Source organism: Rhizobium sp. CRRU65 (assembly GCF_048551595.1).
Classification (GTDB): domain Bacteria; phylum Pseudomonadota; class Alphaproteobacteria; order Rhizobiales; family Rhizobiaceae; genus Rhizobium; species Rhizobium leguminosarum_J.
Genome location: NZ_JBLYZH010000014.1, coordinates 67,343 through 91,500, shown reverse-complemented (window position 1 = coordinate 91,500; position 24,158 = coordinate 67,343). Strand labels below are relative to the sequence as shown.

Annotated in this window: 26 protein-coding genes; 18 read left to right on the top strand and 8 right to left on the bottom strand. The window is 59.9% G+C overall.

The genetic code is table 11. The features are described from left to right. Positions 1 to 54 precede the first annotated feature (54 nt). The 10 genes from ACM5SV_RS25460 to ACM5SV_RS25415 all read left to right on the top strand — a co-directional run bounded on the left by ACM5SV_RS25460 (position 55) and on the right by ACM5SV_RS25415 (position 11,798). Positions 55 to 813, top strand: a complete 759-nt coding sequence (locus tag ACM5SV_RS25460) for an alpha/beta fold hydrolase (protein WP_017994309.1) — start codon at positions 55 to 57, stop codon at positions 811 to 813. Between the two features lie 403 nt (positions 814 to 1,216). Then, positions 1,217 to 1,939: a DeoR family transcriptional regulator gene (locus ACM5SV_RS25455; protein ID WP_017994310.1), complete on the top strand. Its 723-nt coding sequence runs from the start codon at positions 1,217 to 1,219 to the stop codon at positions 1,937 to 1,939. A gap of 176 nt (positions 1,940 to 2,115) precedes the next feature. Further along, positions 2,116 to 3,144: a deoxyribose-phosphate aldolase gene (gene deoC, locus ACM5SV_RS25450; protein ID WP_026157380.1), complete on the top strand. Its 1,029-nt coding sequence runs from the start codon at positions 2,116 to 2,118 to the stop codon at positions 3,142 to 3,144. 5 nt (positions 3,145 to 3,149) lie between these two features. Continuing rightward, a complete protein-coding gene (locus ACM5SV_RS25445) occupies positions 3,150 to 5,537 on the top strand; it encodes an aldehyde dehydrogenase family protein (RefSeq protein ID WP_222014899.1) in 2,388 nt (795 codons plus the stop codon). A 159-nt stretch (positions 5,538 to 5,696) separates the two neighbouring features. Further along, on the top strand, positions 5,697 to 6,152 hold the full coding sequence (locus ACM5SV_RS25440; protein ID WP_222014901.1) for an RbsD/FucU family protein: 456 nt from the start codon (positions 5,697 to 5,699) through the stop codon (positions 6,150 to 6,152). Between the two features lie 12 nt (positions 6,153 to 6,164). Next, positions 6,165 to 7,097: a ribokinase gene (rbsK, locus tag ACM5SV_RS25435; protein WP_222014904.1), complete on the top strand. Its 933-nt coding sequence runs from the start codon at positions 6,165 to 6,167 to the stop codon at positions 7,095 to 7,097. After that, positions 7,094 to 7,969 carry a carbohydrate ABC transporter permease gene (locus tag ACM5SV_RS25430; RefSeq protein ID WP_003560016.1) on the top strand — a complete coding sequence of 292 codons (876 nt, stop codon included), beginning with the start codon at positions 7,094 to 7,096 and terminating at the stop codon, positions 7,967 to 7,969. Before rbsK ends, ACM5SV_RS25430 begins: the two co-directional genes overlap by 4 nt. Beyond that, the gene (locus ACM5SV_RS25425; RefSeq protein WP_003560018.1) at positions 7,966 to 8,994 is read left to right on the top strand and encodes a carbohydrate ABC transporter permease; all 1,029 of its coding nucleotides are present in this window, start codon (positions 7,966 to 7,968) and stop codon (positions 8,992 to 8,994) included. The genes ACM5SV_RS25430 and ACM5SV_RS25425 overlap by 4 nt, the downstream gene beginning before the upstream one ends. A gap of 44 nt (positions 8,995 to 9,038) precedes the next feature. After that, positions 9,039 to 10,493 (top strand): extracellular solute-binding protein, encoded by a 1,455-nt coding sequence (locus tag ACM5SV_RS25420; RefSeq protein WP_130668605.1) that lies wholly within the window; start codon positions 9,039 to 9,041, stop codon positions 10,491 to 10,493. A 216-nt stretch (positions 10,494 to 10,709) separates the two neighbouring features. Beyond that, positions 10,710 to 11,798, top strand: a complete 1,089-nt coding sequence (locus ACM5SV_RS25415) for an ABC transporter ATP-binding protein (RefSeq protein ID WP_128438419.1) — start codon at positions 10,710 to 10,712, stop codon at positions 11,796 to 11,798. 275 nt (positions 11,799 to 12,073) lie between these two features. On the opposite strand, the gene ACM5SV_RS25410 is transcribed toward ACM5SV_RS25415, so the two are convergent. Then, positions 12,074 to 14,305: an OmpA family protein gene (locus ACM5SV_RS25410; RefSeq protein WP_222014905.1), complete on the bottom strand. Its 2,232-nt coding sequence runs from the start codon at positions 14,303 to 14,305 to the stop codon at positions 12,074 to 12,076. Between the two features lie 331 nt (positions 14,306 to 14,636). On the opposite strand from ACM5SV_RS25410, the gene ACM5SV_RS25405 reads away from it, so the two are divergent. The 4 genes from ACM5SV_RS25405 to ACM5SV_RS25390 all read left to right on the top strand — a co-directional run bounded on the left by ACM5SV_RS25405 (position 14,637) and on the right by ACM5SV_RS25390 (position 17,586). Next, on the top strand, positions 14,637 to 15,410 hold the full coding sequence (locus ACM5SV_RS25405) for a transporter substrate-binding domain-containing protein (protein ID WP_003560025.1): 774 nt from the start codon (positions 14,637 to 14,639) through the stop codon (positions 15,408 to 15,410). 113 nt (positions 15,411 to 15,523) lie between these two features. Further along, positions 15,524 to 16,330 carry an ABC transporter permease gene (locus ACM5SV_RS25400; RefSeq protein ID WP_003560027.1) on the top strand — a complete coding sequence of 269 codons (807 nt, stop codon included), beginning with the start codon at positions 15,524 to 15,526 and terminating at the stop codon, positions 16,328 to 16,330. Further along, entirely contained in the window at positions 16,327 to 17,157 is an 831-nt protein-coding gene (locus tag ACM5SV_RS25395) for an ABC transporter permease (protein WP_012757766.1), read from the top strand. The genes ACM5SV_RS25400 and ACM5SV_RS25395 overlap by 4 nt, the downstream gene beginning before the upstream one ends. Before the next feature lie 162 nt (positions 17,158 to 17,319). Further along, entirely contained in the window at positions 17,320 to 17,586 is a 267-nt protein-coding gene (locus ACM5SV_RS25390) for an usg protein (protein WP_012757767.1), read from the top strand. Between the two features lie 64 nt (positions 17,587 to 17,650). On the opposite strand, the gene ACM5SV_RS25385 is transcribed toward ACM5SV_RS25390, so the two are convergent. Further along, complete coding sequence (locus ACM5SV_RS25385; protein WP_222014906.1) at positions 17,651 to 18,376, bottom strand: DUF2270 domain-containing protein; 726 nt, start codon at positions 18,374 to 18,376, stop codon at positions 17,651 to 17,653. Positions 18,377 to 18,491: 115 nt separating this feature from the next. Between ACM5SV_RS25385 and ACM5SV_RS25380 the strand changes: the two genes are divergently transcribed. The 4 genes from ACM5SV_RS25380 (at position 18,492) to ACM5SV_RS25365 (ending at position 20,936) form a co-directional block, all read left to right on the top strand. Then, positions 18,492 to 19,310 carry a class I SAM-dependent DNA methyltransferase gene (locus tag ACM5SV_RS25380; protein WP_012757769.1) on the top strand — a complete coding sequence of 273 codons (819 nt, stop codon included), beginning with the start codon at positions 18,492 to 18,494 and terminating at the stop codon, positions 19,308 to 19,310. 128 nt (positions 19,311 to 19,438) lie between these two features. Next, positions 19,439 to 20,125: a glutathione S-transferase family protein gene (locus ACM5SV_RS25375; protein WP_012757770.1), complete on the top strand. Its 687-nt coding sequence runs from the start codon at positions 19,439 to 19,441 to the stop codon at positions 20,123 to 20,125. Next, a complete protein-coding gene (locus ACM5SV_RS25370) occupies positions 20,122 to 20,463 on the top strand; it encodes an ArsR/SmtB family transcription factor (protein ID WP_012757771.1) in 342 nt (113 codons plus the stop codon). The genes ACM5SV_RS25375 and ACM5SV_RS25370 overlap by 4 nt, the downstream gene beginning before the upstream one ends. Then, a complete protein-coding gene (locus tag ACM5SV_RS25365; RefSeq protein WP_012757772.1) occupies positions 20,460 to 20,936 on the top strand; it encodes an SRPBCC family protein in 477 nt (158 codons plus the stop codon). The genes ACM5SV_RS25370 and ACM5SV_RS25365 overlap by 4 nt, the downstream gene beginning before the upstream one ends. A 78-nt stretch (positions 20,937 to 21,014) precedes the next feature. Here ACM5SV_RS25365 and ACM5SV_RS25360 read toward each other — a convergent pair whose 3' ends face one another. From ACM5SV_RS25360 to ACM5SV_RS25335, 6 genes are all read right to left on the bottom strand, one after another. Then, positions 21,015 to 21,482, bottom strand: coding sequence for a DUF1801 domain-containing protein (locus ACM5SV_RS25360; RefSeq protein ID WP_113548315.1), 468 nt, complete (start codon positions 21,480 to 21,482; stop codon positions 21,015 to 21,017). Between the two features lie 99 nt (positions 21,483 to 21,581). Then, the gene (locus ACM5SV_RS25355) at positions 21,582 to 22,052 is read right to left on the bottom strand and encodes a DUF1801 domain-containing protein (protein WP_222014907.1); all 471 of its coding nucleotides are present in this window, start codon (positions 22,050 to 22,052) and stop codon (positions 21,582 to 21,584) included. Positions 22,053 to 22,063: 11 nt separating this feature from the next. Beyond that, positions 22,064 to 22,285, bottom strand: a complete 222-nt coding sequence (locus tag ACM5SV_RS25350; protein WP_128438415.1) for a hypothetical protein — start codon at positions 22,283 to 22,285, stop codon at positions 22,064 to 22,066. Positions 22,286 to 22,342: 57 nt separating this feature from the next. Next, the gene (locus ACM5SV_RS25345) at positions 22,343 to 22,753 is read right to left on the bottom strand and encodes an SRPBCC family protein (RefSeq protein ID WP_012757776.1); all 411 of its coding nucleotides are present in this window, start codon (positions 22,751 to 22,753) and stop codon (positions 22,343 to 22,345) included. Next, complete coding sequence (locus tag ACM5SV_RS25340; protein ID WP_128438414.1) at positions 22,750 to 23,073, bottom strand: ArsR/SmtB family transcription factor; 324 nt, start codon at positions 23,071 to 23,073, stop codon at positions 22,750 to 22,752. The genes ACM5SV_RS25345 and ACM5SV_RS25340 overlap by 4 nt, the downstream gene beginning before the upstream one ends. A 249-nt stretch (positions 23,074 to 23,322) precedes the next feature. Next, positions 23,323 to 24,150, bottom strand: coding sequence for an ATP-binding cassette domain-containing protein (locus ACM5SV_RS25335; RefSeq protein ID WP_128438413.1), 828 nt, complete (start codon positions 24,148 to 24,150; stop codon positions 23,323 to 23,325). Positions 24,151 to 24,158: the final 8 nt, after the last annotated feature.

Sequence of the window (24,158 nt, the reverse complement as noted above, 5' to 3'; positions counted from 1 at the left end):
ACCTGAAACGCGTCAATATCCCGATCATCAACAATGACCAAAGGAGTGATAGTCATGAACAAACGTCTTCTTTTCACTGCAGCGCTTGCATTTGCCACCACCGCCATCGCGTTCGCAGCAGAGGCTGCCGCGGTAAAGAACATCGTGATCGTCCACGGCGCGCTGGCCGATGGCTCGGGATGGCGCAAGGCGACGGACATTCTCGAGAAGCGCGGCTTCAACGTCACCATCGTCCAGCAGCCCATTACCTCGCTCGACGACGATGTGGCGGCGACCAAGCGCGTTCTCGACCTTCAGGACGGACCGGTCCTGCTCGTCGGCCACAGCTATGGCGGCATGGTCATCACCGAAGCCGGCAACGATCCCGCGGTCGCGGGCCTGGTCTATGTCGCGGCATTCCAGCCCGACAAGGGCGAAAGCCTGCTCAGCCTCGCCAGCTCGAAGCCCGCCGGCAGCATGGATATAAAGGAAACGAAGGACGGCAAATATCTCTATCTCGATCCGGGCGCCTTCGCCGCGGATTTCGCAGCCGACCTTCCGCAAGCCGAAGCCGATTTCATGGCAAAGTCACAGGTCTTCGCCGCAAAGCAGGCATTCTCCGCCAAGATCACTCAGCCGGCATGGCGGACGAAGAAAAGCTGGTCGATCGTCGCCACCGAGGATCGCTCCATCAACCCCGAGCTTGAACGCGACATGGCAAAACGTGCCGGAAGCGACGTGACTGAAATAAAGGCAAGCCACGCCGTCTTCGCATCCCAACCGGAAAAGGTTGCCGATGCGATCGAAACGGCAGCAAGGAAAGCCGGCGAGTAGCGCGCGCAGCCAGGAATGTCCTCAGCAGCCGCGAGGATGAAGCCTCTGGTCGGAAGGCCACCCCGTCCAGAGGCGTGACCAACTCGCCCCTGCCGGCCGAGAATGTCGATCTCGTCGTCACCCGCTTCCCCGCAGCCGAGGTGATGCGCCATCTATGCAGTTTTGTGACTATTCCATCACAAAAATGGAAGATTGGTCACAAATTCTCATTTCAAATTGCGGGGTTTCCCTGTAAAATTGTGACGATATGCCATGTTGCGCGCAACTGGCTGGTGCAGAAGCTGTAGCTCGGCGCAAATGCCGAATCGTAGCTCGAGGGACATACAAGATGAGAATGGCAGTCCCTTGTTAAATTTTGATCAGAACACTATTCCAGGTGTAAACGATAAGGGAGAGATGCGATATGGATAGTCGCAAGGGCCGGCGCATCGCAGTCTTATCCGAGGCCCTTTCACAACATCGCATTCTGCACATCAAGAATGCTGCGGAGATCCTGGGCGTCTCAGAGATGACGGTTCGGCGTGATGTCAGCGCCAATACAGACCAATTCGCGTTTCTCGGCGGTCATATCGTTGCAGCTGTCGAAGCGGAAAACGATCCCTATGAAATTTCCAAGGCAGCCGACAGTCATGCCGCTGCAAAACGGCAAGTTTGCACACAAGCCATTGATTACATTCACCATGATGATACGGTGTTTTTCGATTGCGGCACCACCTTACCCTATCTGGTCGATCTCCTCCCAGACCAGATTCATATAACGGCGATCTGTTACGCCATGAATGTCGCTGATCGTCTGACGCGAAAACCCAACGTTCGCCTTGTTATGCTCGGTGGTCTTTACCACCCAGCATCGGCCAGCTTTTCCGGTGCCACGGGGCTGGAAATGCTCGATCAGCTTGTGATCAACGTGGCATTTCTATCAGCAGCCGGTGTCGATGCCCGACGTGGCGCAACCTGCGCGCATTTTCACGAAGCGGAGATCAAGAAAAAGGCGATGTCACGGGCACGAAAGAATATTCTTCTCGCCGACAGCAGCAAAATCGGCAAGCTCAAGCCAGCCTTTTTCAGCGACATGAAGTCGTTCGACGTGGTCATCACCGAAAACGGCATGAACGATTTCGATTGAGAAATCCCGCATTTTTTCCGCCTCTGCCGAAATCTAAACTTGACGCAGCGGCGCGGTGATGCAAACTTCACAATCAGTGAAAAAAAAATCACATTTGTGCCAGTCGTGAAGCTTCCTCTGCGTGCCTCTGCATTGATGGCAACAGGGTCTTCACGTTCGGATCGGGAGGATTCTAGTTGGAAACCGTTGCTGTTCACAATGCGGCAAACGCGGCGCATCATGGAGGCCCTTCGCGATTGCCGGGCGGCACCCATAACCGGCCACGCAATACCGGTATGGAACTCGATTTGTCGTGGGTGCTTGATACCCGGGTCAACCTGTCTGCCACCGAGCGCCGCGTAGCCTCGCTTCCCGGACGCCGCACCGTCAAAAAGGACGCACAGGCTGCTTGGCTCCTGAAGGCGGTGACCTGCATCGACCTGACGACGTTGAACGGCGACGATACCCCCGAACGCGTCAAGCGGTTGTGCGCGAAGGCGATGAATCCGATACGCGCCGACATTCTGGATTCTCTCGGCATGAGCGGCCGTTCGATCACCACCGGCGCCATCTGCGTCTACCATCGTTTTGTTGCAACGGCCGTCGAGGCGCTCGGAGATTCCGGCATTCCGGTCGCCGCGGTTTCGACCGGTTTCCCTGCCGGCCTCAGCCCGCACCACCTCAAGGTCAAGGAAATCGAGGCGTCAGTTGCCGATGGCGCGAAGGAAATTGACATCGTCATCACCCGCGAGCATGTGCTGACCGGCAACTGGACAGCACTCTACGAGGAAATGAAAGAATATCGCGCCGCCTGCGGTGATGCGCATGTCAAAGCCATTCTGGCGACCGGCGACCTGAAGACGCTCCGCAATGTCACCAGGGCCTCGCTGGTCTGCATGATGGCGGGAGCCGATTTCATCAAGACCTCGACCGGCAAAGAAGGCGTCAATGCGACGCTGGCCGTGACATTGACCATGCTGCGGGCGATCCGCGCCTATCAGGAGCGCACCGGTGTCAAGATCGGCTACAAGCCGGCCGGAGGCATTTCCGCGGCGAAGGACGTGTTGAACTACCAGTTCCTGATGAAGGACGAACTGGGGCGCGAGTGGCTGGAGTCCGATCTCTTCCGCATCGGTGCATCAAGCTTGCTTGCGGATATCGAGCGGCAGTTGGAGCATCACGTCACCGGTGCCTATTCGGCCCTCAACAGACACCCGATTGGATGATCCAGATGACTGTTGCAAAGTATTTCGACGAAATGTCATACGGCCCCGCCCCTGAATCCGATATCGAAGCTCGCGACTGGCTGGCGCGCCACGCTTCCGGTTTCGGTCACTTCATCAATGGCGCATTCGTGCCCTCCGCGTCGGGCAAGAACTTCGACACGTTCGAGCCAGCCACCGGCAAGGTCCTGGCGAAGCTCGCGAACGGCGGCGCGGCGGATGTGGACAACGCGGTTGCTGCGGCCCGCAAGGCACAGGCCTCATGGGCGCGACTGCCGGGCCATGCGCGGGCGCGCCATCTCTATGCACTTGCCCGGATGATCCAGCGCCATGCGCGTCTGATTGCTGTGGTCGAGGCAATCGACAACGGCAAGCCGATCCGCGAAACCCGCGATCTCGACGTGCCCCTGGCGGCCCGTCATTTCTATCATCACGCCGGATGGGCGCAAATCCAGGACACGGAATTTGCCGATCATGTGCCGGTCGGCGTCGTCGGCCAGATCATCCCGTGGAATTTCCCATTCCTGATGCTGGCCTGGAAAGTGGCGCCGGCTTTGGCGCTCGGCAACGCCGTCATCCTGAAGCCTGCCGAATTCACGTCGCTGACGGCGCTTCTCTTTGCCGAACTGGCATCCGCGGCGGGCCTTCCGCCGGGCGTACTCAATATCGTGACCGGAGAAGGCGAAACAGGCGCGCTGCTCGTCGGGCATGAGGATATCGACAAAATTGCCTTTACCGGATCGACCGAAGTCGGGCGCGTTATTCGCGAGCGTACCGCGGGCAGCGGCAAATCGCTGACGCTGGAACTCGGCGGCAAGTCCCCTTTCGTCGTTTTTGACGACGCCGATATTGACGGCGCCGTGGAAGGCGTGGTCGACGCGATCTGGTTCAACCAGGGACAGGTCTGCTGCGCCGGTTCGCGGCTTCTGGTCCAGGAAGGCATTGCCGATCTTTTCCACGAGCGGCTGAAGCGCCGGATGGAGACATTGCGGGTCGGTCAGCCCTTGGACAAGTGCATCGATATGGGTGCGATCATAGCGCCCGTGCAATTGACGCGTATTGAAGCGCTGGTGAAAAAGGGAGTTTCAGAAGGCGCGACACTGCATCAGGCCAAGATCGACCTGCCGAAGGGCGGCAGCTTCTACCCGCCGACGCTTCTGAGCGGCGTGCAGCCGACATCGATCGTCGCGACCGAGGAAATCTTCGGGCCGGTTGCGGTCTCCATGACTTTCCGCACACCGGAAGAGGCTATCCAGCTTGCAAATCACACCCGCTACGGCCTCGCCGCCAGCGTCTGGAGCGAGACGATCGGCTTGGCGCTGAACGTTGCGGCAAAGCTTGCAGCCGGCGTGGTCTGGGTGAATGCCACCAATCTTTTCGATGCCGCCGTCGGTTTTGGCGGCAAGCGCGAATCCGGATTCGGCCGCGAAGGCGGACGCGAAGGTTGCTACGAATATCTGAAGCCGAAGGCTTGGGTCGGTCGCAAGGCGCGCGCAGCAATGCCCGCACTTTCGCAAGTAAAGCCGGTTGCCGGCGATTTTACCCTGCCAAGCATCGACCGGACGGCAAAGCTCTTCATCGGCGGCAAGCAGGCACGCCCGGACGGCAATTATTCCCGTGTCATCGCCTCACCCAAGGGCAAGGCGATCGGGGAGGTCGGCGAAGGCAACCGCAAGGACATCCGCAATGCGGTGGTTGCCGCACAGGCCGCCTCCGCCTGGTCGAATGCGACCACGCATAACCGCGCCCAGATTCTCTATTACATCGCCGAAAACCTCAGTGGCCGCGCCGACGAGTTCGCCTCGCGGATAACAGCGATGACCGGAGCTTCCGCAGCCAATGCAAACGCCGAGGTCGACGCCGCGATTTCCCGTCTCTTCACCTACGCAGCCTGGGCGGACAAATATGAAGGCGGCATTCATCAGCCGCCGCTTCGCGGCGTTGCCCTGGCCATGCCGGAAGCCATCGGCGTCGTTGGCGTCATTTGCCCGCCGGAAGCGCCACTGCTCGGCTTTATCAGTCTGGTTGCGCCGTTGATTGCCACCGGCAATCGTGTCGTCGCGGTGCCGAGTGAGCCCTTCCCGCTTGCGGCCACGGATTTCTATTCCGTCCTGGAAACGTCGGATCTGCCTGCCGGTGTCGTCAATATCATCACCGGGTCGGCGATCGAACTGGCAAAGATCCTTGCCGCGCACAATGACGTTGATGCCTTGTGGGCCTTCGGCTCGGCGGAACTTTCGACGATGGTGGAGAAGCTGTCTTCGGGCAATCTCAAGCGAACCTTCGTGGACAATGGCAAGGCGACGGACTGGATGGACAGAGCCGCTGGCGAAGGCGCGCTATACCTTCGCCGCGCTGTGGATGTGAAGAATATCTGGATCCCCTACGGAGAATAAGGGCTCCAACCCTGATCATCCGGGCGGGAGGAGAACCGCACCGGCAGGCGAGAACAACGGAATTTGAGGGAATCGCAGAGCGGTAACGGAGCTGCGGTTATTGGGCTCTGTTTTGCGGCACGAGGTGCTGCGAAATGGTGCAACTAAGGGAGGATTTTCATGCTGAAGAATATCGATCCGGCTCTGAATGCGGATGTGCTGCACGCGCTCCGGTCCATGGGGCATGGTGACACGGTCGTCGTTTCCGACACCAATTTTCCTTCGGATTCCATTGCCCGGAAAACGGTGCTCGGCAAGCTGTTGCGCATAGACAATGTGTCCTCTGCCCGCGCCATCGAAGCTATTCTTTCGGTAATGCCGCTGGATACGCCGCTGCAGCCGTCCGCCGGGCGAATGGAAATCATGGGCGCGCCGGACGAGATCCCTTCAGTGCAGCAGGAAGTCCAGGCCGTTATCGACGGCGCCGAGGGCAAGCCGGCGCCGATGTACGGCATCGAGCGTTTCGCCTTCTATGAGGAAGCCAAAAAGGCCTATTGCGTCATCACCACGGGCGAAAACCGCTTCTACGGCTGCTTCCTGTTCACCAAAGGCGTGATTCCGCCGGAAACCGTTTGAGGGGAAACGATAATGAAGGTGGGTGTTTCGATCCTCGGGATTTTCGTCGCCGACACGGCCTATCTGGCCAAGCGCATGCCAAACATTGGCGAGACCATCACCGGGACCGGTTTTGCAGTAGGCCCGGGCGGCAAGGGATCCAACCAGGCTGTCGCTGCTGCCCGCGCCGGTGGAACAGTCTCCTTCATCTCGAAGATCGGCCGCGACACCTTCGGCGACATGGCGCTGAAGACCTATGCGGAAGCAGGGGTGACGCCGAAGGTTGTGCAGATGGACGATATGCCGACCGGCGCTGCCTTCATCTACGTCAATGACAGGAACGGCGACAATGCGATTATCGTCTATCCAGGTGCCGCAGGCACCATTGGCATTGGTGATGTTGAGGCGGCACGCGAAACCATCGAGCAATCAGCCGTTTTCGTGACCCAGCTCGAACAACCGGCCGAAGCGGCGCAGCGCGCCCTCGAAATCGCCCATGCGGCCGGCGTTACCACTGTTTTCAATCCAGCGCCGGCCGAGCCGTTTCCGGAGACGATCTATCCGCTCTGCGACTATATCGTGCCAAACGAGACCGAGGCAGCCGCCATCGTCGGCTTTCCGCTCGACACGCTCGACGACGCCAGACGGGCTGGCGACGCCTTTCTTGCCAAGGGCGTGAAAGCCTCGCTGATCACACTGGGTGGTCGCGGTGTGCTCTATCATACGGCCGGGCAATCGGTTCATGTTCCGGCGGTCTCGTCGGGAGCGGTCATCGATACCACCGGCGCCGGCGACGCATTTGTCGGTGGCTTCTCGGCAGCACTCTCGCGGGGCTTTAGTCCGGTCGAGGCCGTGCGTTTCGGCTGCGCGACCGCCGGTATCGCTGTGACGCGGCGGGGTACCGCGCCTGCAATGCCGAAGATCGAGGAAATCGAGGCGCTTCTCCAGAAAGGAGGCGCAGCATGACCCGCAACGATCCGGTCAAACACTTCTTCATCTGGCCGGCGTTGCTGATCGTGCTGGTGATCTCGATCTTCCCGCTGATCTATTCGCTGACCACCAGCTTCATGAGCCTCCGGCTCGTCCCGCCGATCCCCGCGCATTTCGTCGGCTTCGGTAACTATGCGGAACTGCTTCAGAATCCGCGCTTCTGGAGTGTCACCTGGACGACGACGATCATCGCTTTTGTTGCGGTGTCGCTGCAGTATGTCATCGGTTTTTCCGTGGCGCTGGCGCTCAGCCGTCGCGTGCCCGGAGAAGGTTTGTTCCGTGTCAGCTTCCTCGTGCCAATGCTGGTGGCGCCCGTCGCCGTTGCACTCATTGCCCGCCAGATCCTGAACCCGACGATGGGCCCGCTCAATGAGTTGATGACCGCCTTCGGCTTTCCCAATCTGCCGTTTCTGACCCAGACCAGATGGGCTATCGGCGCCATCATTTCCGTCGAAGTGTGGCAGTGGACACCCTTCGTCATCCTGATGCTTCTTGCCGGGCTGCAAACCCTGCCGGAGGACGTCTACGAGGCTGCCGCGCTTGAAAATGCCAGTCCCTGGCAGCAGTTCTGGGGGATCACTTTCCCGATGATGCTGCCGATTTCGGTGGCGGTGGTCTTCATCCGCCTCATAGAGAGCTACAAGATCATCGACACGGTGTTTGTCATGACAGGCGGAGGGCCCGGCATTTCGACCGAAACGCTGACCTTGTTCGCGTATCAGGAGGGCTTCAAGAAGTTCAACCTCGGCTACACATCCGCCCTGTCCTTCCTGTTCCTGATCGTCATTACCGTGATCGGGCTCGTCTATCTCGCCATCCTGAAGCCCTATCTGGAGAAGCACAAATGAGTGTGCGTGACCTCAAAGGATCCGGCCGCTGGTGGGCGCTCGCAGGTTGCCTGCTGTGGCTGGCCTTCACCTTCTTTCCGCTTTACTGGGTCGCGATCACCTCGTTCAAGTCGCCGCTCGGCGTCGTCGGCGGGCCAACCTATATACCATTTGTCGACTTCGACCCGACGCTGACAGCCTGGAGCGAGCTTCTGTCGGGCGCGCGCGGCCAGTTCTACAACACCTTCATCGCCTCGACGATCATCGGGCTTTCCGCATCGGTGCTGGCCACCTTCATCGGATCCATGGCAGCCTATGCGCTGGTGCGCTTCACCTTCGAGGTCAAGCTGCTGTCCGGCGTGATTTTCGTCGTTGTTGCCTTTGGCGGATATCTTCTCGGCCGTCATGTGCTGGGTTACGGGCAGGCTATTTCGCTGATCTTTGCCTTTATTGCAGCGCTTGCGCTCGCCATCGGCTCCAGCCGAATGAAGCTTCCAGGGCCGCTCCTCGGCAATGATGATATCGTCTTCTGGTTTGTCAGCCAGCGCATGTTTCCGCCGATCGTCGCCGCCTTTGCCTTGTTCCTGATGTACACGGAAATGGGCAAGTTGGGGTTCAAGCTGGTGGACACCTATACGGGCCTCACCTTCGCCTATGTCGCCTTCTCGCTGCCGATCGTGATCTGGCTGATGCGCGATTTCTTTGCGGCACTGCCGGTTGAAGTCGAAGAGGCGGCAATGGTCGACAATGTGCCGTCGTGGAGAATTTTCTTCGGTATCGTCCTGCCCATGTCCAAGCCGGGCCTGATCGCGACATTCATGATCACGCTCGCCTTCGTCTGGAACGAGTTCCTATTCGCACTCTTCCTGACCAGTTCCAAATGGCAGACCCTTCCCATTCTCGTCGCAGGGCAAAACAGCCAGCGCGGCGACGAGTGGTGGTCGATATCGGCAGCCGCCCTGGTCGCGATCATACCCATGGTCGTCATGGCGGGCATTTTGAGCAGGCTGATGCGGTCTGGCCTGCTTTTAGGAGCAATAAAGTGACCGTTCGACAAGCCTAGTCATTGTTCAATTCCGGGGAGGAAAACATGAGAAGATTGCTATTGAGTTCAACGGCCGCAGGACTACTTGCTGCGGCGGGCGTCACATCCGCGCTCGCGTGCGAACCTGATTACACCGGTGTCACGCTCACCGCCACGACGCAGACAGGCCCCTATATCGCCTCTGCGCTACAACTCGCGGCCAAGGGCTGGGAAGAAAAGACCTGCGGCAAGGTGAATGTCGTCGAATTTCCGTGGTCGGAACTCTATCCGAAAATCGTAACCTCGTTGACCTCGGGCGAAGACACGTTCGACGTGGTCGCCTTTGCGCCGGCCTGGGCACCGGACTTCACCGATTTTCTCTCGGAAATGCCCAAGGCGATGCAATCAGGTGCCGACTGGGAGGACATCGCGCCGGTTTACCGCGAGCAACTGATGGTTTGGAACGGCAAGGTCCTGTCGCAGACCATGGACGGTGACGCCCATACCTATACCTACCGCATTGATCTGTTTGAAAACGCGGAAAACCAGAGCGCCTTCAAGGCGAAGTATGGCTACGATCTGGCCCCACCGAAGACATGGAAGCAGTATCTCGACATCGCTGAATTCTTCCAGCAGCCGGACAAGGGCCTTTGGGGCACGGCGGAAGCATTCCGCCGTGGTGGCCAGCAATTCTGGTTCCTGTTCAGTCACGTGGCGGGATACACCAGCCATCCCGACAATCCCGGCGGCATGTTCTTCGATCCTGACACGATGGATGCGCAGGTCAACAATCCAGGCTGGGTGCGCGGCCTGGAGGAATATATTCGCGCCTCCAAACTGGCACCGCCAAATGCGCTGAACTTCTCGTTCGGCGAAGTGAACGCAGCCTTTGCCGGTGGCCAGGTCGCGGAATCGATCGGCTGGGGCGATACCGGCGTCATCGCCGCCGACCCGAAGCAGTCCAAGGTTGCTGGCAATGTCGGTTCGGCATCGCTGCCGGGATCCGACGAGATCTGGAACTACAAGACCAAAAAGTGGGACAAGCAGCCCGAGGTCGTCCAGACTTCCTTCATGGCCTTCGGCGGTTGGCAGGCAGCCGTACCGTCGTCCTCCAAGAACCAGGAGGCCGCTTGGAACTATATCCAGTTCCTGACGAGCCCGGCGGTTTCCGGTCAGGCGGCGATTACCGGCGGCACAGGCGTCAATCCATACCGTCTTTCGCACACGACGAATACAGCGTTGTGGTCGAAGATCTTTTCCGAGCGTGAGGCCAAGGAATATCTTGGAAGCCAGAAGGACGCGGTGACCGCCAAGAACACGGCGCTCGACATGCGCCTGCCGGGCTATTTCTCCTATACGGAAATTCTCGAAATCGAGCTTTCCAAGGCATTGGCTGGAGAGGTGACGCCGCAGCAGGCGCTGGATACCGTGGCTGCCGGATGGAACAAGCTGACGGACGAGTTCGGCCGCGACAAGCAACTGGCAGCCTATCGTTCGTCGATGGGCCTGCCTGCGAAGTAAGCCCATCCTCAACATCTCATCCCGGCGGTGCCGGGATGAGATCAGACATCGTGGAAAGAAGAAGCAAACCATCGCCGCTTAGAGTGCCGTGCGTCCTTTCGGACGAAGGACGCTCTAACTCTTTCAATCCTCGCATCGTGCTTTCCGAAAATCGATTCCGATTTTCGGGCCGATGCGCTGGGCCAGGCGATGGAATTCTCATGAAAAGGTTACAGCATGTCCCAGGTGCGTTTGGATCAGGTCACCAAATCCTTTGGTAGCGTTGAGGTCATTCCTCCGCTCGATTTGGCAATTGCCGACAAGGAATTCGTGGTTCTTGTCGGGCCTTCCGGCTGCGGGAAGACAACCACCCTGCGGATGATCGCGGGGCTGGAACAGACGACATCAGGGGAAATACGTATTGGCGAGCGGGACGTTACTGCGCTGCGCCCGGGTCTGCGCAATTGCTCGATGGTGTTTCAGAATTACGCGCTCTATCCGCATATGACAGTCGCCGAAAACATCGGCTACGGCATGAAGGTGCGCGGAACGCCGAAGCAGGACATCGATGCCGCCGTTGCAAATGCGGCGCGCATTCTCAATCTCGGTGCCTATTTGAAACGCAAGCCGAACGCGCTCTCAGGTGGCCAACGCCAACGAGTGGCAATTGGCCGAGCGATCGTTCGCCAGCCGGATGTGTTCCTGTTCGACGAACCACTGTCCAACCTCGACGCTAAATTGCGCATTGAAATGCGAACAGAAATCAAGCTCTTACACCGCAGACTCAAAACCACGATCGTGTACGTTACACACGATCAGGTAGAGGCGATGACGATGGCAGATCGGGTCGTGGTTATGAATCAAGGGCGGATCGAGCAGGCCGCTGATCCGATCACCCTTTATGAATCCCCGAAGAATCTCTTTGTCGCTGCCTTCATCGGCTCGCCAAGCATGAATTTCATCGAAGGGCGACTTGTGCAAAACTCCGGTGGAATTGCCTTCCAAGCTGAAGGTGGCGTCGACATTGCAGTTCCTACGCAAAAAGCGGAGCGCCTTTCGGCGGCAGTGGGACAGTCAGTGGTTCTCGGAATTCGACCGGAGCATACTATGGCTGGGGATCCCAACGTTCCAACTGTGAGCCTTCAGGTCGCCGATATCGAGCCTCTCGGTCCATACACACTGGCGATCGGCAAGGTCGGGTCAGCACCCTTTACTGCCCAGATCCACGCGTCATCGCGCGTTGGACCGGATGACAGGATTAGCGTTCCAATTGATACTCAAAAAATGCACTTTTTCCTTAAAAGTACCGGAGACACGGTGGGCTAAGAAGCATCGTGAACTTATACGGCAATCCACGAAGAGGACAGTCGGACATCGCGATCTGCGCCGTATGAATTCAAAGATACGTGGCGTCGGCAGCGCCGCATAGGCGCTAAAGGGCGTGGCAATGCCTCGATAGTCGACGACAATCCGCTCTCCTGCCGGCACCGCCCCGCCGGGGAGAAGAGCGAGCCGCACTTCTCAACCATCCTTCAAGCCACTTGGAAAGAAGAAGCAAGACCGAAATGCCCCTCCCCGAAAATGGGGAGGGGCAACATCCGTTACTTGTTGGCAGCGACCGGGCGGACCAGTGCCGTGACGCGGCGGATGGTGACGCGGCGGTTTTCCTGCTCAGGGGCCGACGTGTTGACCTTCAGGTAGCTCTCACCATAGCCCTGCGTCGCCAGATTCTCCGGCGCGATGCCGTAGACGTCGGAGAGCACGTTGGCGACCGATTCCGCCCGCTGGTCGGAGAGGATCAGGTTGCTCTGGTCAGAGCCGACGGCATCGGTATGACCTTCGATCAGGAAGGTTTCGCTCGGATCCTTCTCGAGTACCTGGCTGATCGCGTCGGCGACCTTGCGCAAGGTGCGCGCCTGGGTCATCGGGATATCGGCGCTGCCGGTCGCGAAGGTGATCGTGTCGAGGTCGATGCGACGTACCTTGTCGCGGATACGGGCCGAGTACTTCACCTCATCCAGCGAATAAACGCGCTCGACCGGCTCGACTGGCGGCTCGCTCAGGAACTCGTAATAGTCCCGGTTCGGGTCGCTGCGGGTGTCGATGATGTAGTCGCTGAGCGGCACACGCAGCCGCATCGGCGGCAGGTCGGCACCCGGATCCTCGAAATAGTCGCGGTCCGGATCGTCATAGAGATCCTGCGAATAATAGAGCACGTTCTCGCGTCCGCGGGCATCGACGCGCGACCGCTGGATGATGTCGCCGTAGCGGTTGCGGATCGTCACGATGCGATAGCCTTCCGGCCGCGTGATCGTCTCGCGGTAGCGGTCGCCGGACAGCTCTTCGTAGCTCGGCCGTTCGCCGTCGCGCAGGAAGCGCCTGTCATCGTCGCCGCGCACGATCGTCCTGTTGTCGTACTGGATGATCACCCGGCTGTCGTCGCTCCCACGGTCGTCGAAGCGCGCACCGTCGGGACGGACGAATCGTGGCCGCTCGTCGAGCTTCCTGCCCTTCTCGCGCGTCACCGCCTCGAGTTTGACCGGCGCCGGCGCCTTGCCGCCGGTGGCGGCCTGTGCATCGGCATCCGAGGTCGGCACCTTCACCTCCTGGCTGTCGGCGCGCTGCCTGTCGCGGTCGCGGCGGCCTTCCCGGCCCTTGCTACGGTCGGCATCTTTGTCGCTGTCGAGCACGGCCGCACCGTTCTCCACGGGCAGCACGACGGTCTCGCTGCTCTTGGCCGGATCTGCGGCGATCTTCTTGCGGCGTTCCAGCTCCTCGGGCGAAGCCTTTTCCGGCGCCGGAATAGCCTGCTCCGCCTGCTGGCCGCCGCTGGCATCCGGCAGCGGCTGGGCAGTGTCAGTTGCGGGCGCGGTCGGCTGTGCGCCGGCGGGCTGTTCACCGGCAGGCTTTGCTGCCGTGCCATCCTTGGGCTTTTCGGCGGGGGCAGCTTCCGGTGCCGCCGCCTTGTCCTCGGTCGCCTTGCCTTCGGTTGCCTTGCCTTCGGTCGCCTTGTCTGTGGGTGCTTTGTCTGCTGGTGCTGCAGTCTCACCCTTTGCCGGCTTTTTCTCGGCCGGCGCCTCGGCGGCGGGTTTGGCCTCAGGCGTGGCTTCGGGTTTGGCCGATTCCGCAGTCGGCTTCACGGCTTCGGGAGCGGCAGGCTGAGCTTCTTTTTCAGCCTTGCCCTTGCCTTTATCCCGGCCCTGGGCCTTGTCCTGTCCTTTATTCCGTTTGCCGCCTTCCGGCTTGGCTTCGGGCTGTGCCTGCTCCGCTTCCGGCTGAGCTTCCTTTGCTGCCGGCTGCTGTTCGGGTTCGGCCTGCTGCGCCTCCGCCTTCTTCGGCTTTTTCGGCTTTTCCTGGGTTACCGGCTGCTCGGCCTCGGGCTTTGCCTCGGGCTGCGCTTCCGATTTGGCTTTCCGCTCGGGCTTGCTTTTCGGCTGCTGAGCAGGCTCTTCTTTCGGCGCTGCTTCGGCCTTGGGCGCCTCCGGCTCTGCCTTGGGTTCCGGCGCCGGAGCTTCCTTGCGCTCAGCCTTCGGCTTTTCCGCGGGCGCTTCCTGCTGCGCCGGCTTCTCGGCGGCGGGCGCCTGTTCGGCCGGGGCTTCCTCCTTCTGCTTGCGCTTCTTCTTCAGCAACTCCTCTTCGGAAGGCGCATCCTGCGCCACCTCGGCTGGCGCATCTTGCGCCACCTGGAAGCTGCCCTGCTCGGCCTGCAGCACGGGCGAAGCTTGCGTCGCGACGTCACGTACGGCCGCCATCGCCGCTGCCGGCTGCAAAGCCAGCGAAAGAGAAAGCAACGGAAAAGCCGCGCTTGCGAACAATCTTGATTTCATGCCCATCGGGTTTCCTCGATCCTGTTTGAGCTTCTTGAGGCCGCCAGGCCCTGGTTCCGCCCCTAGCTTCGCATTGAGGCGAAACGGCGGAATGGCAATTGCCGAGCCGCCGATTTGTTCCGGTTCTAAGAAGTTGGGGATTAACCTCGCGTGAATGTTGCAGTCTGCCGGCGTTCATCTCGCCTGCTATTTGCACCGCACAATTGCGATGGGATTTGTGTTGCAATTCCATGAAAAAAAGTCTGATTATCGCCGCAAGGCGGTCTCGGCACCGTTGAACTGCGGCCGTCAGCCCAACAGAAATAAGGAGCGACGGCTACCAACAGAGAGGATCCTCATGCTTAATTCTACCCGTATTTTCGCGGCAGCCTCGATCGCGGCGATGTCCCTTTTTGCCGGATCGGCCATGGCCGATGGCGAGAAATATGTGATCGGCACCGATTCGACCTATCCGCCCTTCGAATTCGTCGATGCCAGCGGCACCATCCAAGGCTTCGACATCGATATCACCAAGGCGCTCTGCGCCGAGATGAAGGCTGAATGCACCTTCGTCAGCACCGACTGGGATGGCATCATCCCGGCGCTCAACGCCAAGAAGTTCGACATGATCGTCTCCTCCATGTCGATCACGCCGGAGCGTCTGAAGCTCGTCGACTTCTCAAACAAGTACTACAACACCCCGCCGGCCATTGCCGTGCCGAAGGATTCGACGATATCAGACGTCGCCGGCCTCAAAGGCAAGGTGATCGGCGCGCAGACCTCCACGACGCACGCCAACTACGCCGAAAAGCATCTCGCCGACACCGAGCTCAAGCTCTATCCGACCGCTGACGAATACAAGCTCGACGTTGCCAGCGGCCGTGTCGACGCCGTCATCGACGACGTCGTCGTTCTTTCCGAATGGGTCAAGTCCGACGCCGGCGCTTGCTGCAAGATCCTGACGACCCTGCCGGTCGACAAGGAAATCAATGGCAACGGAGCAGGCATTGCTATCCGCCAGGGCGATCCGCTCAGGGAAAAGCTGAACACGGCGATCGCTGCGATCCGCGCCAGCGGTGAATACAAGAAGATCCAGGACAAGTACTTCGACTTCGACGTTTACGGCCAATAAGAAATTCGTTATCTGGCCGACGAAGGTAATGGCGGAAGGCTTGCTCTTCCGCCATTTTTGTTTGACAAGGATTGCAAGATTAAAACGGCAAAAGCCGTGAGGGGAATTCTCGCATGGGCGGATTATTTTCCGCGCTGAGCTCCTTCTGGAGCTGGATTGTGCACATATTCGATCCGCTGTGCGGACCCGTTGGCATCTTCACGTGGTTAGGTCAGTCGACGATCCTTGCCTGTGGCGATACCGGCTGGGGCGACGAGATTGCACTTGGCCTGCAGGTCACCATTTCAGTGGCGATCGTCACCCTGCCGATCGGCCTCGCCATCGGCTTCCTGGTGGCGCTCGGCCAGCAGTCGGAGGAAAAGCCGCTGCGCCTGGCGGCCGGTATTTACACCACGATCTTCCGCGGCCTGCCGGAGCTTTTGACGCTCTTCATCATCTATTACGGCATGCAGATGCTAATCCAGTCTCTGCTGACCTTCGTCGGTTATGACGGACCGCCGATCGAGATCAACGCCTTCCTCGCCGGCGTCATCGCGCTTTCGGTCGTCTTCTCCGCCTACTGCTCGGAAGTGCTGCTCTCGGCCTTCCGCGCCATTCCCAAGGGACAATATGAGGCGGGCGACGCGCTGGGGCTGCATCGCGGCCGCACGCTGCGCCTCATCGTCCTGCCGCAGCTCGTGCGCATCGCGCTGCCGGGACTGACGAACCTCTGGATGGTCCTCCTGAAGGACACGTCCTACGTCTCGATCATCAGCCTTGCCGATATCCTGCGCCAGACGAGTGTCGCCGTACGCGTGACCAAGGAACCCTTCTTTTTCTATGGTCTGGCCTGCTGCCTCTATCTGGTGCTCGCCATCCTTTCCTCCTTTCTGCTCGTCTATGTCGAGCGCTGGGCCAAGCGTTCGGAGATCCGCCGATGAGCTACGCCGAAACACTGATCCCGCCGCAGCCCGCACCCCGGGAAGTGATGAAGCCGATGACACCGGCGCGCATGGCCGGCTATATCCTCGTCGCTCTCTGGGCTCTGCTTGGGGTGCTCCTGGTGATCTCCGTCATCAATGGCTGGGATCCGGAAAAATTCACCCGCTACGGGCCGCGTTATCTCCATGGCCTCTGGATAACGCTGAGCCTCGTTTTCATTTCCGTTATCTGCGGCGCCATCCTGTCGCTGCCGCTCGCCGTGGCGCGCATGTCAAAGAACCGGGTGCTGAATGCGCTGGCCTACGGCTACATCTATTTCTTCCGCGGCACCCCACTGCTTGCCCAGCTGTTCCTGGTCTATTACGGCCTCGGCATATTCCGGCCGCAGCTTGAGGCCGTCGGCATCTGGTGGTTCTTCCGCGAAGCCTGGTATTGCGGCCTCTTTGCCATGACCATCAACACCGCGGCCTACCAGGCGGAAATCCTGCGCGGCGCCATCGAAAGCGTGTCGCATGGCCAGCACGAGGCGGCCGCCGCACTCGGCATTCACAAGTTCATCGCCTTCCGCAAGATCATCCTGCCGCAGGCCCTCATCGTCGCACTTCGCCCTTATGGCAACGAAATCATCCTGCTGATCAAGGGCTCGGCGGTCGTCGCCATCATCACCGTACTCGACCTGATGGGCGAAACCCGTTACGCCTTCTCCCGCACTTTCGACTACCAGACCTATCTCTGGGCGGCGATCTTCTACCTCACCATCGTCGAAGCCTTACGCCATCTCTGGGCCTGGTTCGAGCGCCGCCTGACCCGGCATCTCAAGCGCTGAGCCTTTGGCAGCACTCTCGGGACGATGCTGCCAAACCATTGATATTAAAAATAAATTGCCCTTTTACGAAGTATCTGTAAAGCTTCCGTTAACCACTCGCATGTTTCCATATCATGCAGCGCTAATAAGCGCGCGAGTGGGAACAAGAAGAAGCGGAATACGATGCACAAGGAAATGGAAAAACAACTGAAGGGCTATGGTCTGACGACCGCCCAGATCCTCTACCGCCTGCCGGACCACCCGGTGATCCTACAAACCTATGTCTGGCAGGATTATGACCTCGCCCCCGATTTTCCCGAAATGCGCGGCTTCCTGAAATTCTGGGAAGAGAAGCTCGACGGGCCGCTGCATTCGGTGCGCTACATCCACCGCAAGCTGATCTCGGCAACCGAGTGGCGGGCACTGAAGGGCGAGTTGATCCTGCACTGATCGGTTCTGGAGCATGATGCCGAAAAGTGTGAACGGCTTTTCGTAGAACATCATGCTCACCAGATCAGACATGTGCTTCGCCATGGCCGAATTCGCCTTCGTCGCGATCCGGGCGCAGGGCGAAACCGAGCATGCCGACATAGAAGGCGATGACGATTGCAATGACCGCAAGGCCGGGAACCGGCCCGAGCACGGCATTGTCGATGACATAGGCCCATGACTGCGCCTGCAGCGCCGGCATTCCCTCCGTCTGCAGTTTCGGCGTCGAGATCTTCAGGCACCAGGCGAGCAACAGGATGAAATACATCCAGCCGTAATTGCGTTTAAGCCGGCGGTGCATCGCCTCTTGATAGCTGAGCAGAAAGTGCGGCTTGCGCAGGCTACTGGCGACCACCACTGCCCATTCGCTGCCGGCATTGGGGTCGGGCGCCAGAATCTGTGCGAAATAGCAGCGCTCGATCTGGCGAATGCGAGCGCGATAGATATCGAAGAAGCGGTAGCGCCGCGCCTCGATCATCAGAAGCAGCGTCACCAGCATCATCCCGAACAACAGCACTCCGTGATGCGAGGTCGGCGTCGACAGCGACACCGAGAGAAGTGCGGCGACCACCGTGATCGCCCAGTTGGACGTCCGGTCGATGCGGTCGCGCCAGCTCGTCATCCGCCCGAGTTCACCGCGGTAATAATGGCAGAGCGTATTGGTGACCTCGCCTGGTGTGCTAGGCAGCAGCAATGGCCACCCGCCCTCTCCTTCCCTTGCCGATGAAGTCCCGTCTTCCTCCATTTTCATGGCTCATTCCTCCCTTCGTCTTCTTTTCGGCCATTCTGCGCCCGCAATCGCGCCATTGCAAAACATCGAAAGCCGTCTTAGACGCATGCCTGAAACAAAAGGACGATGGACTGTGATGGCAAAGAAGATCGACGAAGATGCCCTTGGCGAGGCCTACAACCGCGCGCTGGAGCTGGAAAAGGCCGGAGATGTTGATGCGGCCGTTGCAGCCTATGAGGAAGTCCTGGCACTCGATCCCGACGATCACGGTGGTGCGGCCGTACGCATCGCCGCGATGGGCCGCGGCGAAACGCCGGTCAAGGCGCCCGATGCCTATGTCGAGACCTTGTTCGACCAGCATGCCGAGGTTTTCGAGGACGTGCTCGTCGAGCAGCTCGGCTATCACGTGCCGATGCTGGTGCGCCAGCGCCTGCAGGCGCTGAAGCTCGGACCGTTCAAGCGGCTGCTCGATCTCGGCTGCGGCACGGGCCTCACCGGCGGCGCGCTACGCGACCTCTGCGCTGATATGACCGGCATCGACATATCGGAGAAAATGGTCGAGATCGCCCATGAGAAGGATCTCTACGAGACGCTCTTCGTCGCCGAGGTCGAGGATTTCCTCGACGACAACGACGAGGAAGCCTTCGACATCATCGCCGCCACCGACGTGCTGCCCTATCTCGGCGCACTCGAACCGCTGTTCTTCGGCGCCGCCGAGAACATAATGCCGGGCGGATTGTTCATCTTCTCCTCGGAAACCCTGCCTGAGGAAATTCTCGCCGGCCGCGCCTATATGGTCGGCCCGCACCAGCGCTTCGCTCATGCCGACGCCTATGTCAGAGAACGCCTGACGGCCACGGGTTTCGAACTCGTCGAGATATCGGATATCAACGTGCGCATGGAAGAAGGCCGGCCGACACCAGGCCATTTGGTGATCGCCCGGTATAATGGCTGACGCCAACACCTGGTAGATCGGCTGACGGAATACTTGCACGGTTAGCGAAGTATCTGTTGCGAAATGTGTCATGACCTGATAGTTAGTCGATCGGTAAAGTTTACCGCAACGATAGGAAAGGTCGCCGCATGTCGCTCGTGCTCTATGGGCATCCGCTCGCCTCTTTCTGCCACAAAGTACTTATCGCGCTTTATGAAAACGGCACTCCCTTCGAGAATCGCATCGTCGATCTTTCCGACGAAAGCTCGCGCGCCGATCTCTTTCGCTTCTGGCCGATCGGCAAGATGCCGCTGCTGCGGGACGAGGCGCGCGACAGCACCATTCCCGAGACATCGATCATTATCGAATATCTCGAGCAATATTATGCCGGCCCCGTTCGCCTGCTGCCGCCGGAGATCGACCGGGCGCTGCAGGTTCGTCTCTGGGATCGCTTTTTCGACCACTATGTCCAGGCGCCGATGCAGACCATCGTCAGCAATCGCCGGCGCCCCGACGGCACGGCGGACGAGATTGAGGTAGCCGCCGCCAGGGCGACACTCGCCACCGCCTATGCAATGATCGAAAAGCAGCTCGCCGACAAGCAATGGATATCAGGTGACGGCTTCACCATGGCCGATTGCGCCGCCGCCCCCGCCCTTTTCTATGCCGAAACGCTGGTTCCGTTTTCATCGGAACACCCGAACCTTCGCGGCTATTACGATCGGCTGCTGGCACGCCCGTCCTTTGCAAGGGCGTTGGATGAGGCCAGCCCCTACTTCAAGTTCTATCCCTACAAAGAGAGGCTGCCGGCCCGCTTCCGGGATGCGGCGGGATGATCGAAAGCCAGGCAGATCTCGACCGCATGTTCCATGCGCTTTCCGACCGCAGCCGCCGCGGCATGATCGACCGCCTCGGCCGTGGCCCAGCCTCCGTCACCGAACTGGCCGCACCGCTCGCGGTTGCCCTGCCGACGGTGATGAAACATCTGCAGGTGCTGGAGGAGAGCGGTCTCGTTCTCTCCGAAAAATCAGGCCGGGTGCGAACCTACCGCCTGCAGCAGGACGCGTTTGCCGCCGTCGAGCGCTGGGTGGAACAGCGGAAGATCCAATGGACGACCACCTTCGACAGGCTGGACCACTTTCTCGCCAATGAAACGGAGAGCCTTCCCGAATGACGACACGATCCGCCGAACACGCCACTCTCGTCATCGAGCGTCACCTGAAGGCGCCCGTCGCCCGCGTCTTCCGCGCCTGGTCGGTGCCAGAGGCCAAACGCCAATGGTTCGCATGCCATGGCGAGTGGGTGCCGCTGGACTACGGGCTCGATTTCCGCCCCGGCGGCACGGAAAGGAACTACGTCGCCGATACTGACGGCCTTCTGCACGCCTATGACGCCCATTATATCGATATCGTGCCCGATGCCCGCATCGTCTATGCCTATGAGATGAAGCTTGGGGAAAGCCGCATCTCCGCGTCTCTCACAACCGTTGCCTTCGAAGCCGCACCCGGCGGCACGAAAATGATCTTCACCGAACAGGTGGTATTCCTCGACGGCTACGCCGATAACGGTGCCCGCCTCCAGGGCACCGAGATCGGCCTCGACAATCTGGAACTCTTCCTCGAGCGCGAGGAAAGCCCGATCCACTGATCGCATGGCGCACAAAACTGAATCGTCTCGCATGAATCAAGTTTGACGCGATGCGTTTCAGGCGAAATAAGCCAAGCCTCAAGCGTTGCTTGCTTTCTTCCGCGAGCCGGCAGGACGAGCCGCGGCCCGCTTTGAAGTGTTGAGTGTGACAGCACCGCGAATGAGCGCCTTCAACGCCTCCTCGTCAACCTCATCGCCTTCGTGGAAATCGATGGCGCGCCTGGTATTGCCGTCAAGGCTGGAGTTGAAGAGGCTTGAAGGGTCCTCCAGCGAGGCGCCCTGGGCGAAGGTCAGTTTCACCACGCTCTTGTAGGTCTCGCCGGTGCAGATGATCCCGGCGTGCTCCCACACCGGAACGCCTCTCCACTTCCATTCCTCGACCACGTCGGGCACGGCCTGCTTGATGATAGTTCGGACCCGAGCGAGCATCTCGCCGCGCCAATCGCTCAACTCCTCGATTCTCGCATCGATCAAACGAGAAGGAGAGTCTCCGTCCTTCTCTTCGCTGGAGCCGCTCTTCTTCAGGGTTGCCGTGGCTTTATTCATCGATATCTCCCCTTCATCCCTTAAATGCTGATGGCCTAAGCGCCGTGCGTCTTTTCGAACGAACAAAGGACGCTCTAACGCTTAAATCTACGCGTCCGCTCACATTCGTTCGCCGGGCAATTGGCTTGCCTGTTCCACCCAGGCGGCGAGCTGGGCCTCGTCGAGTCGGTCTTCCTCATGAATGTGGAAGTAACGCACTTCCTTTTGTTTGGACTCGCCGGGCGGAACGGGACTGAGCGACGTGCCGCGGAAGAAAGCAACCTTGATGTATTTTGCGAAGCAATGGACACCGAGAAACCAGCCCTGCCCTTCCATGCCATAAAGGGGCGAGTTCCATTTGACTGCCTTGTGTACGTCGGGAACGGAACGGGTGATGAGCGCGTCGAGACGGCGCCCGACGTCGCTTTTCCAGCCCGGCATGGCGGCGATGTAGGCTTGCACGGGAGCGTCGCCGTAACCCTTGGCGATCTGAGGGTTGCCGCCCGAGAGAAGGGTCGGCTCCGCGGTATCAGGCTTGGCGGCTGTCTTCTTCGTGACCTTTGCCACGGCCTTGGATGTCTTCCCGGACATTGCCTTCACTCCTACCCTCCGCTGCGTCCCGCGCCGCGCCACCGGGTGGCATATGGCAGCGCGAACAGGTAGAGACCGGTGAGCAGCAGCAAGGTCAGCGGCAGCAGCGCCGTGAGGCCCACCCAGACGGACGATTTCTCCTGCACCATTGCGATGATATTAATTATGACGGCCAGCGTAAAGGCAATGGACAGCCAACGGTGGATCTGCCGAAGCCAGTTATTCCAATTCAAGGGAACCTCCTGCGAAAACAAGCGAAGCGGATGGTGTGATCCGTTTTGGCCGCGGCCTCACTCGATCCGCGTCAGCACCTGCTCGAGATTTGCGAAGAACTGCGGCCAACCGCTTTTGGCGCCCCCGTAGGCCTGCCGCTGATCCGGCCGGAAGCCCGACTGCTCCATGCGTAACTGCGTGCCCGCGCCCGTGGGCGTGAGAGTCCAGGTGACGACACTTTCGAGATCATAGGCAGCCCAGGTGTAAGACAGGGTTTTATTCGGCTCGACTTCCAGGACCTGGCAGTCGACCGAGCCCCAATCCGCGCTCAGCTTGAAACGCTGATCCACGATCGGCACGAAGTCGTTTTTCATCAGCCAGTCCGCAATCAGATGCGGCTGCGTGAGCGCGCGCCAGATCTTTTCCGGCGGAAAAGGGATCTCTCGTTCGACGATGACGGAACGGGTTTCGTTTGAAATTTCGGTCATTGGTCCATCCTTTTCAATAGATCTTCCAGCTGGTCGAACCGGTTTTGCCAAAAGCCAGCCATCTCGCTTGTCCAGTCGACCAGCGGCGACAGCGCGCCGAGCTGGGCGCTATAATGCGTCTGCCGCCCTTCATGGCGGTCGCGCACCAATCCGGCCTGCTTCAGGATTCCAAGATGTTTCGAGACGACTGGTTGCGAGACCCCGGCCCGAGCCGTCAGAGCCCCGACCGTCTTTTCTCCTTCGCGGCACAGCCGTTCGAAAAGAGCCCGCCGGGTCGGATCGGCGAGCGTTCTGAAGAGCACGTCCTGGGTGTCCGACATCTACAATCCATACCTCGTTGACTATGGATTAACGTATAGCCATGGAGATATGAATGAGTCAAGCTGAACGTAAAACAACTTGAGGAAAATAGTATTGCTGAATTTGGTGCGCATGGCAGCGCGCGTGGCAGAGGTAGGGTGAACTTCACATACCCAAGAGGCTATGCATTTTCGCCATTGGTCATGTATGCTCGCGCGGACACGCCTCGCCTGTGCCGAGGTCATTTAGCGTTGCGAATAGCCTTGGGATCAATGGCCGCCGTCGGTGCCGAGAATCGCGGCAAGCAGCCGGCCTTCCAGCTCGGCGAGGCCGGGATGGCCGTGCCGGCGCGGACGCGGATAGGGAATGGGAAGATCGAGTGCGATCCGCCCCTCGTCGAGCACGATGACCCGGTCGGCGAGATGCACCGCCTCGCTGACATCATGGGTGACGAGCACTGCGGTGAAGCCGAGTTCGCGCCAGACACGGTTGATGAGTTCCTGCATGCTGATCCGCGTCAGCGCATCGAGTGCGCCGAGCGGTTCGTCGAGTGCCAGCACGCCCGGCCGGCTGACCAACGCCCGCGCCAGCGCCACGCGCTGCCGTTGCCCGCCGGAAAGCCGCGCCGGCCATTCCCCGGTCTTTTCGCCAAGCTGGACTTCGGCAAGCACGGCGTCGGTCGCCTTCAGCGCCGCCCGCCTGTCGATGCCGTCACCCAGCCCAACAACCACATTGTCGGCAACACTAAGCCAGGGCAGCAGCCGCGGCTCCTGAAAGACGATGCGCGCGTTCGGACTCGCCTGCGCGCCGCCGGCATCCTCGAAATGCAATTCGCCGGCACTCGGCTCGTCAAGGCCCATCAGGATGCGCAGCAGGGTGCTCTTTCCACAGCCGCTCTTGCCAATCACGGCAACGAACTGGCCGGCCGGAATATGCAGGTTGATGCCGCGCAGTACGCGGTTGGCCCCAAAACTCTTTTCAAGTCCCGTCAGGCTGATCGCCGCGGGCGCACTATGGCCTACCGCGGGCGCGTTTTCACGCGCATAAGCTGGCTCTTCGGCGACGGCGTGAAAACGCTCATGCGCGATCGATGTCATGGCGTCTC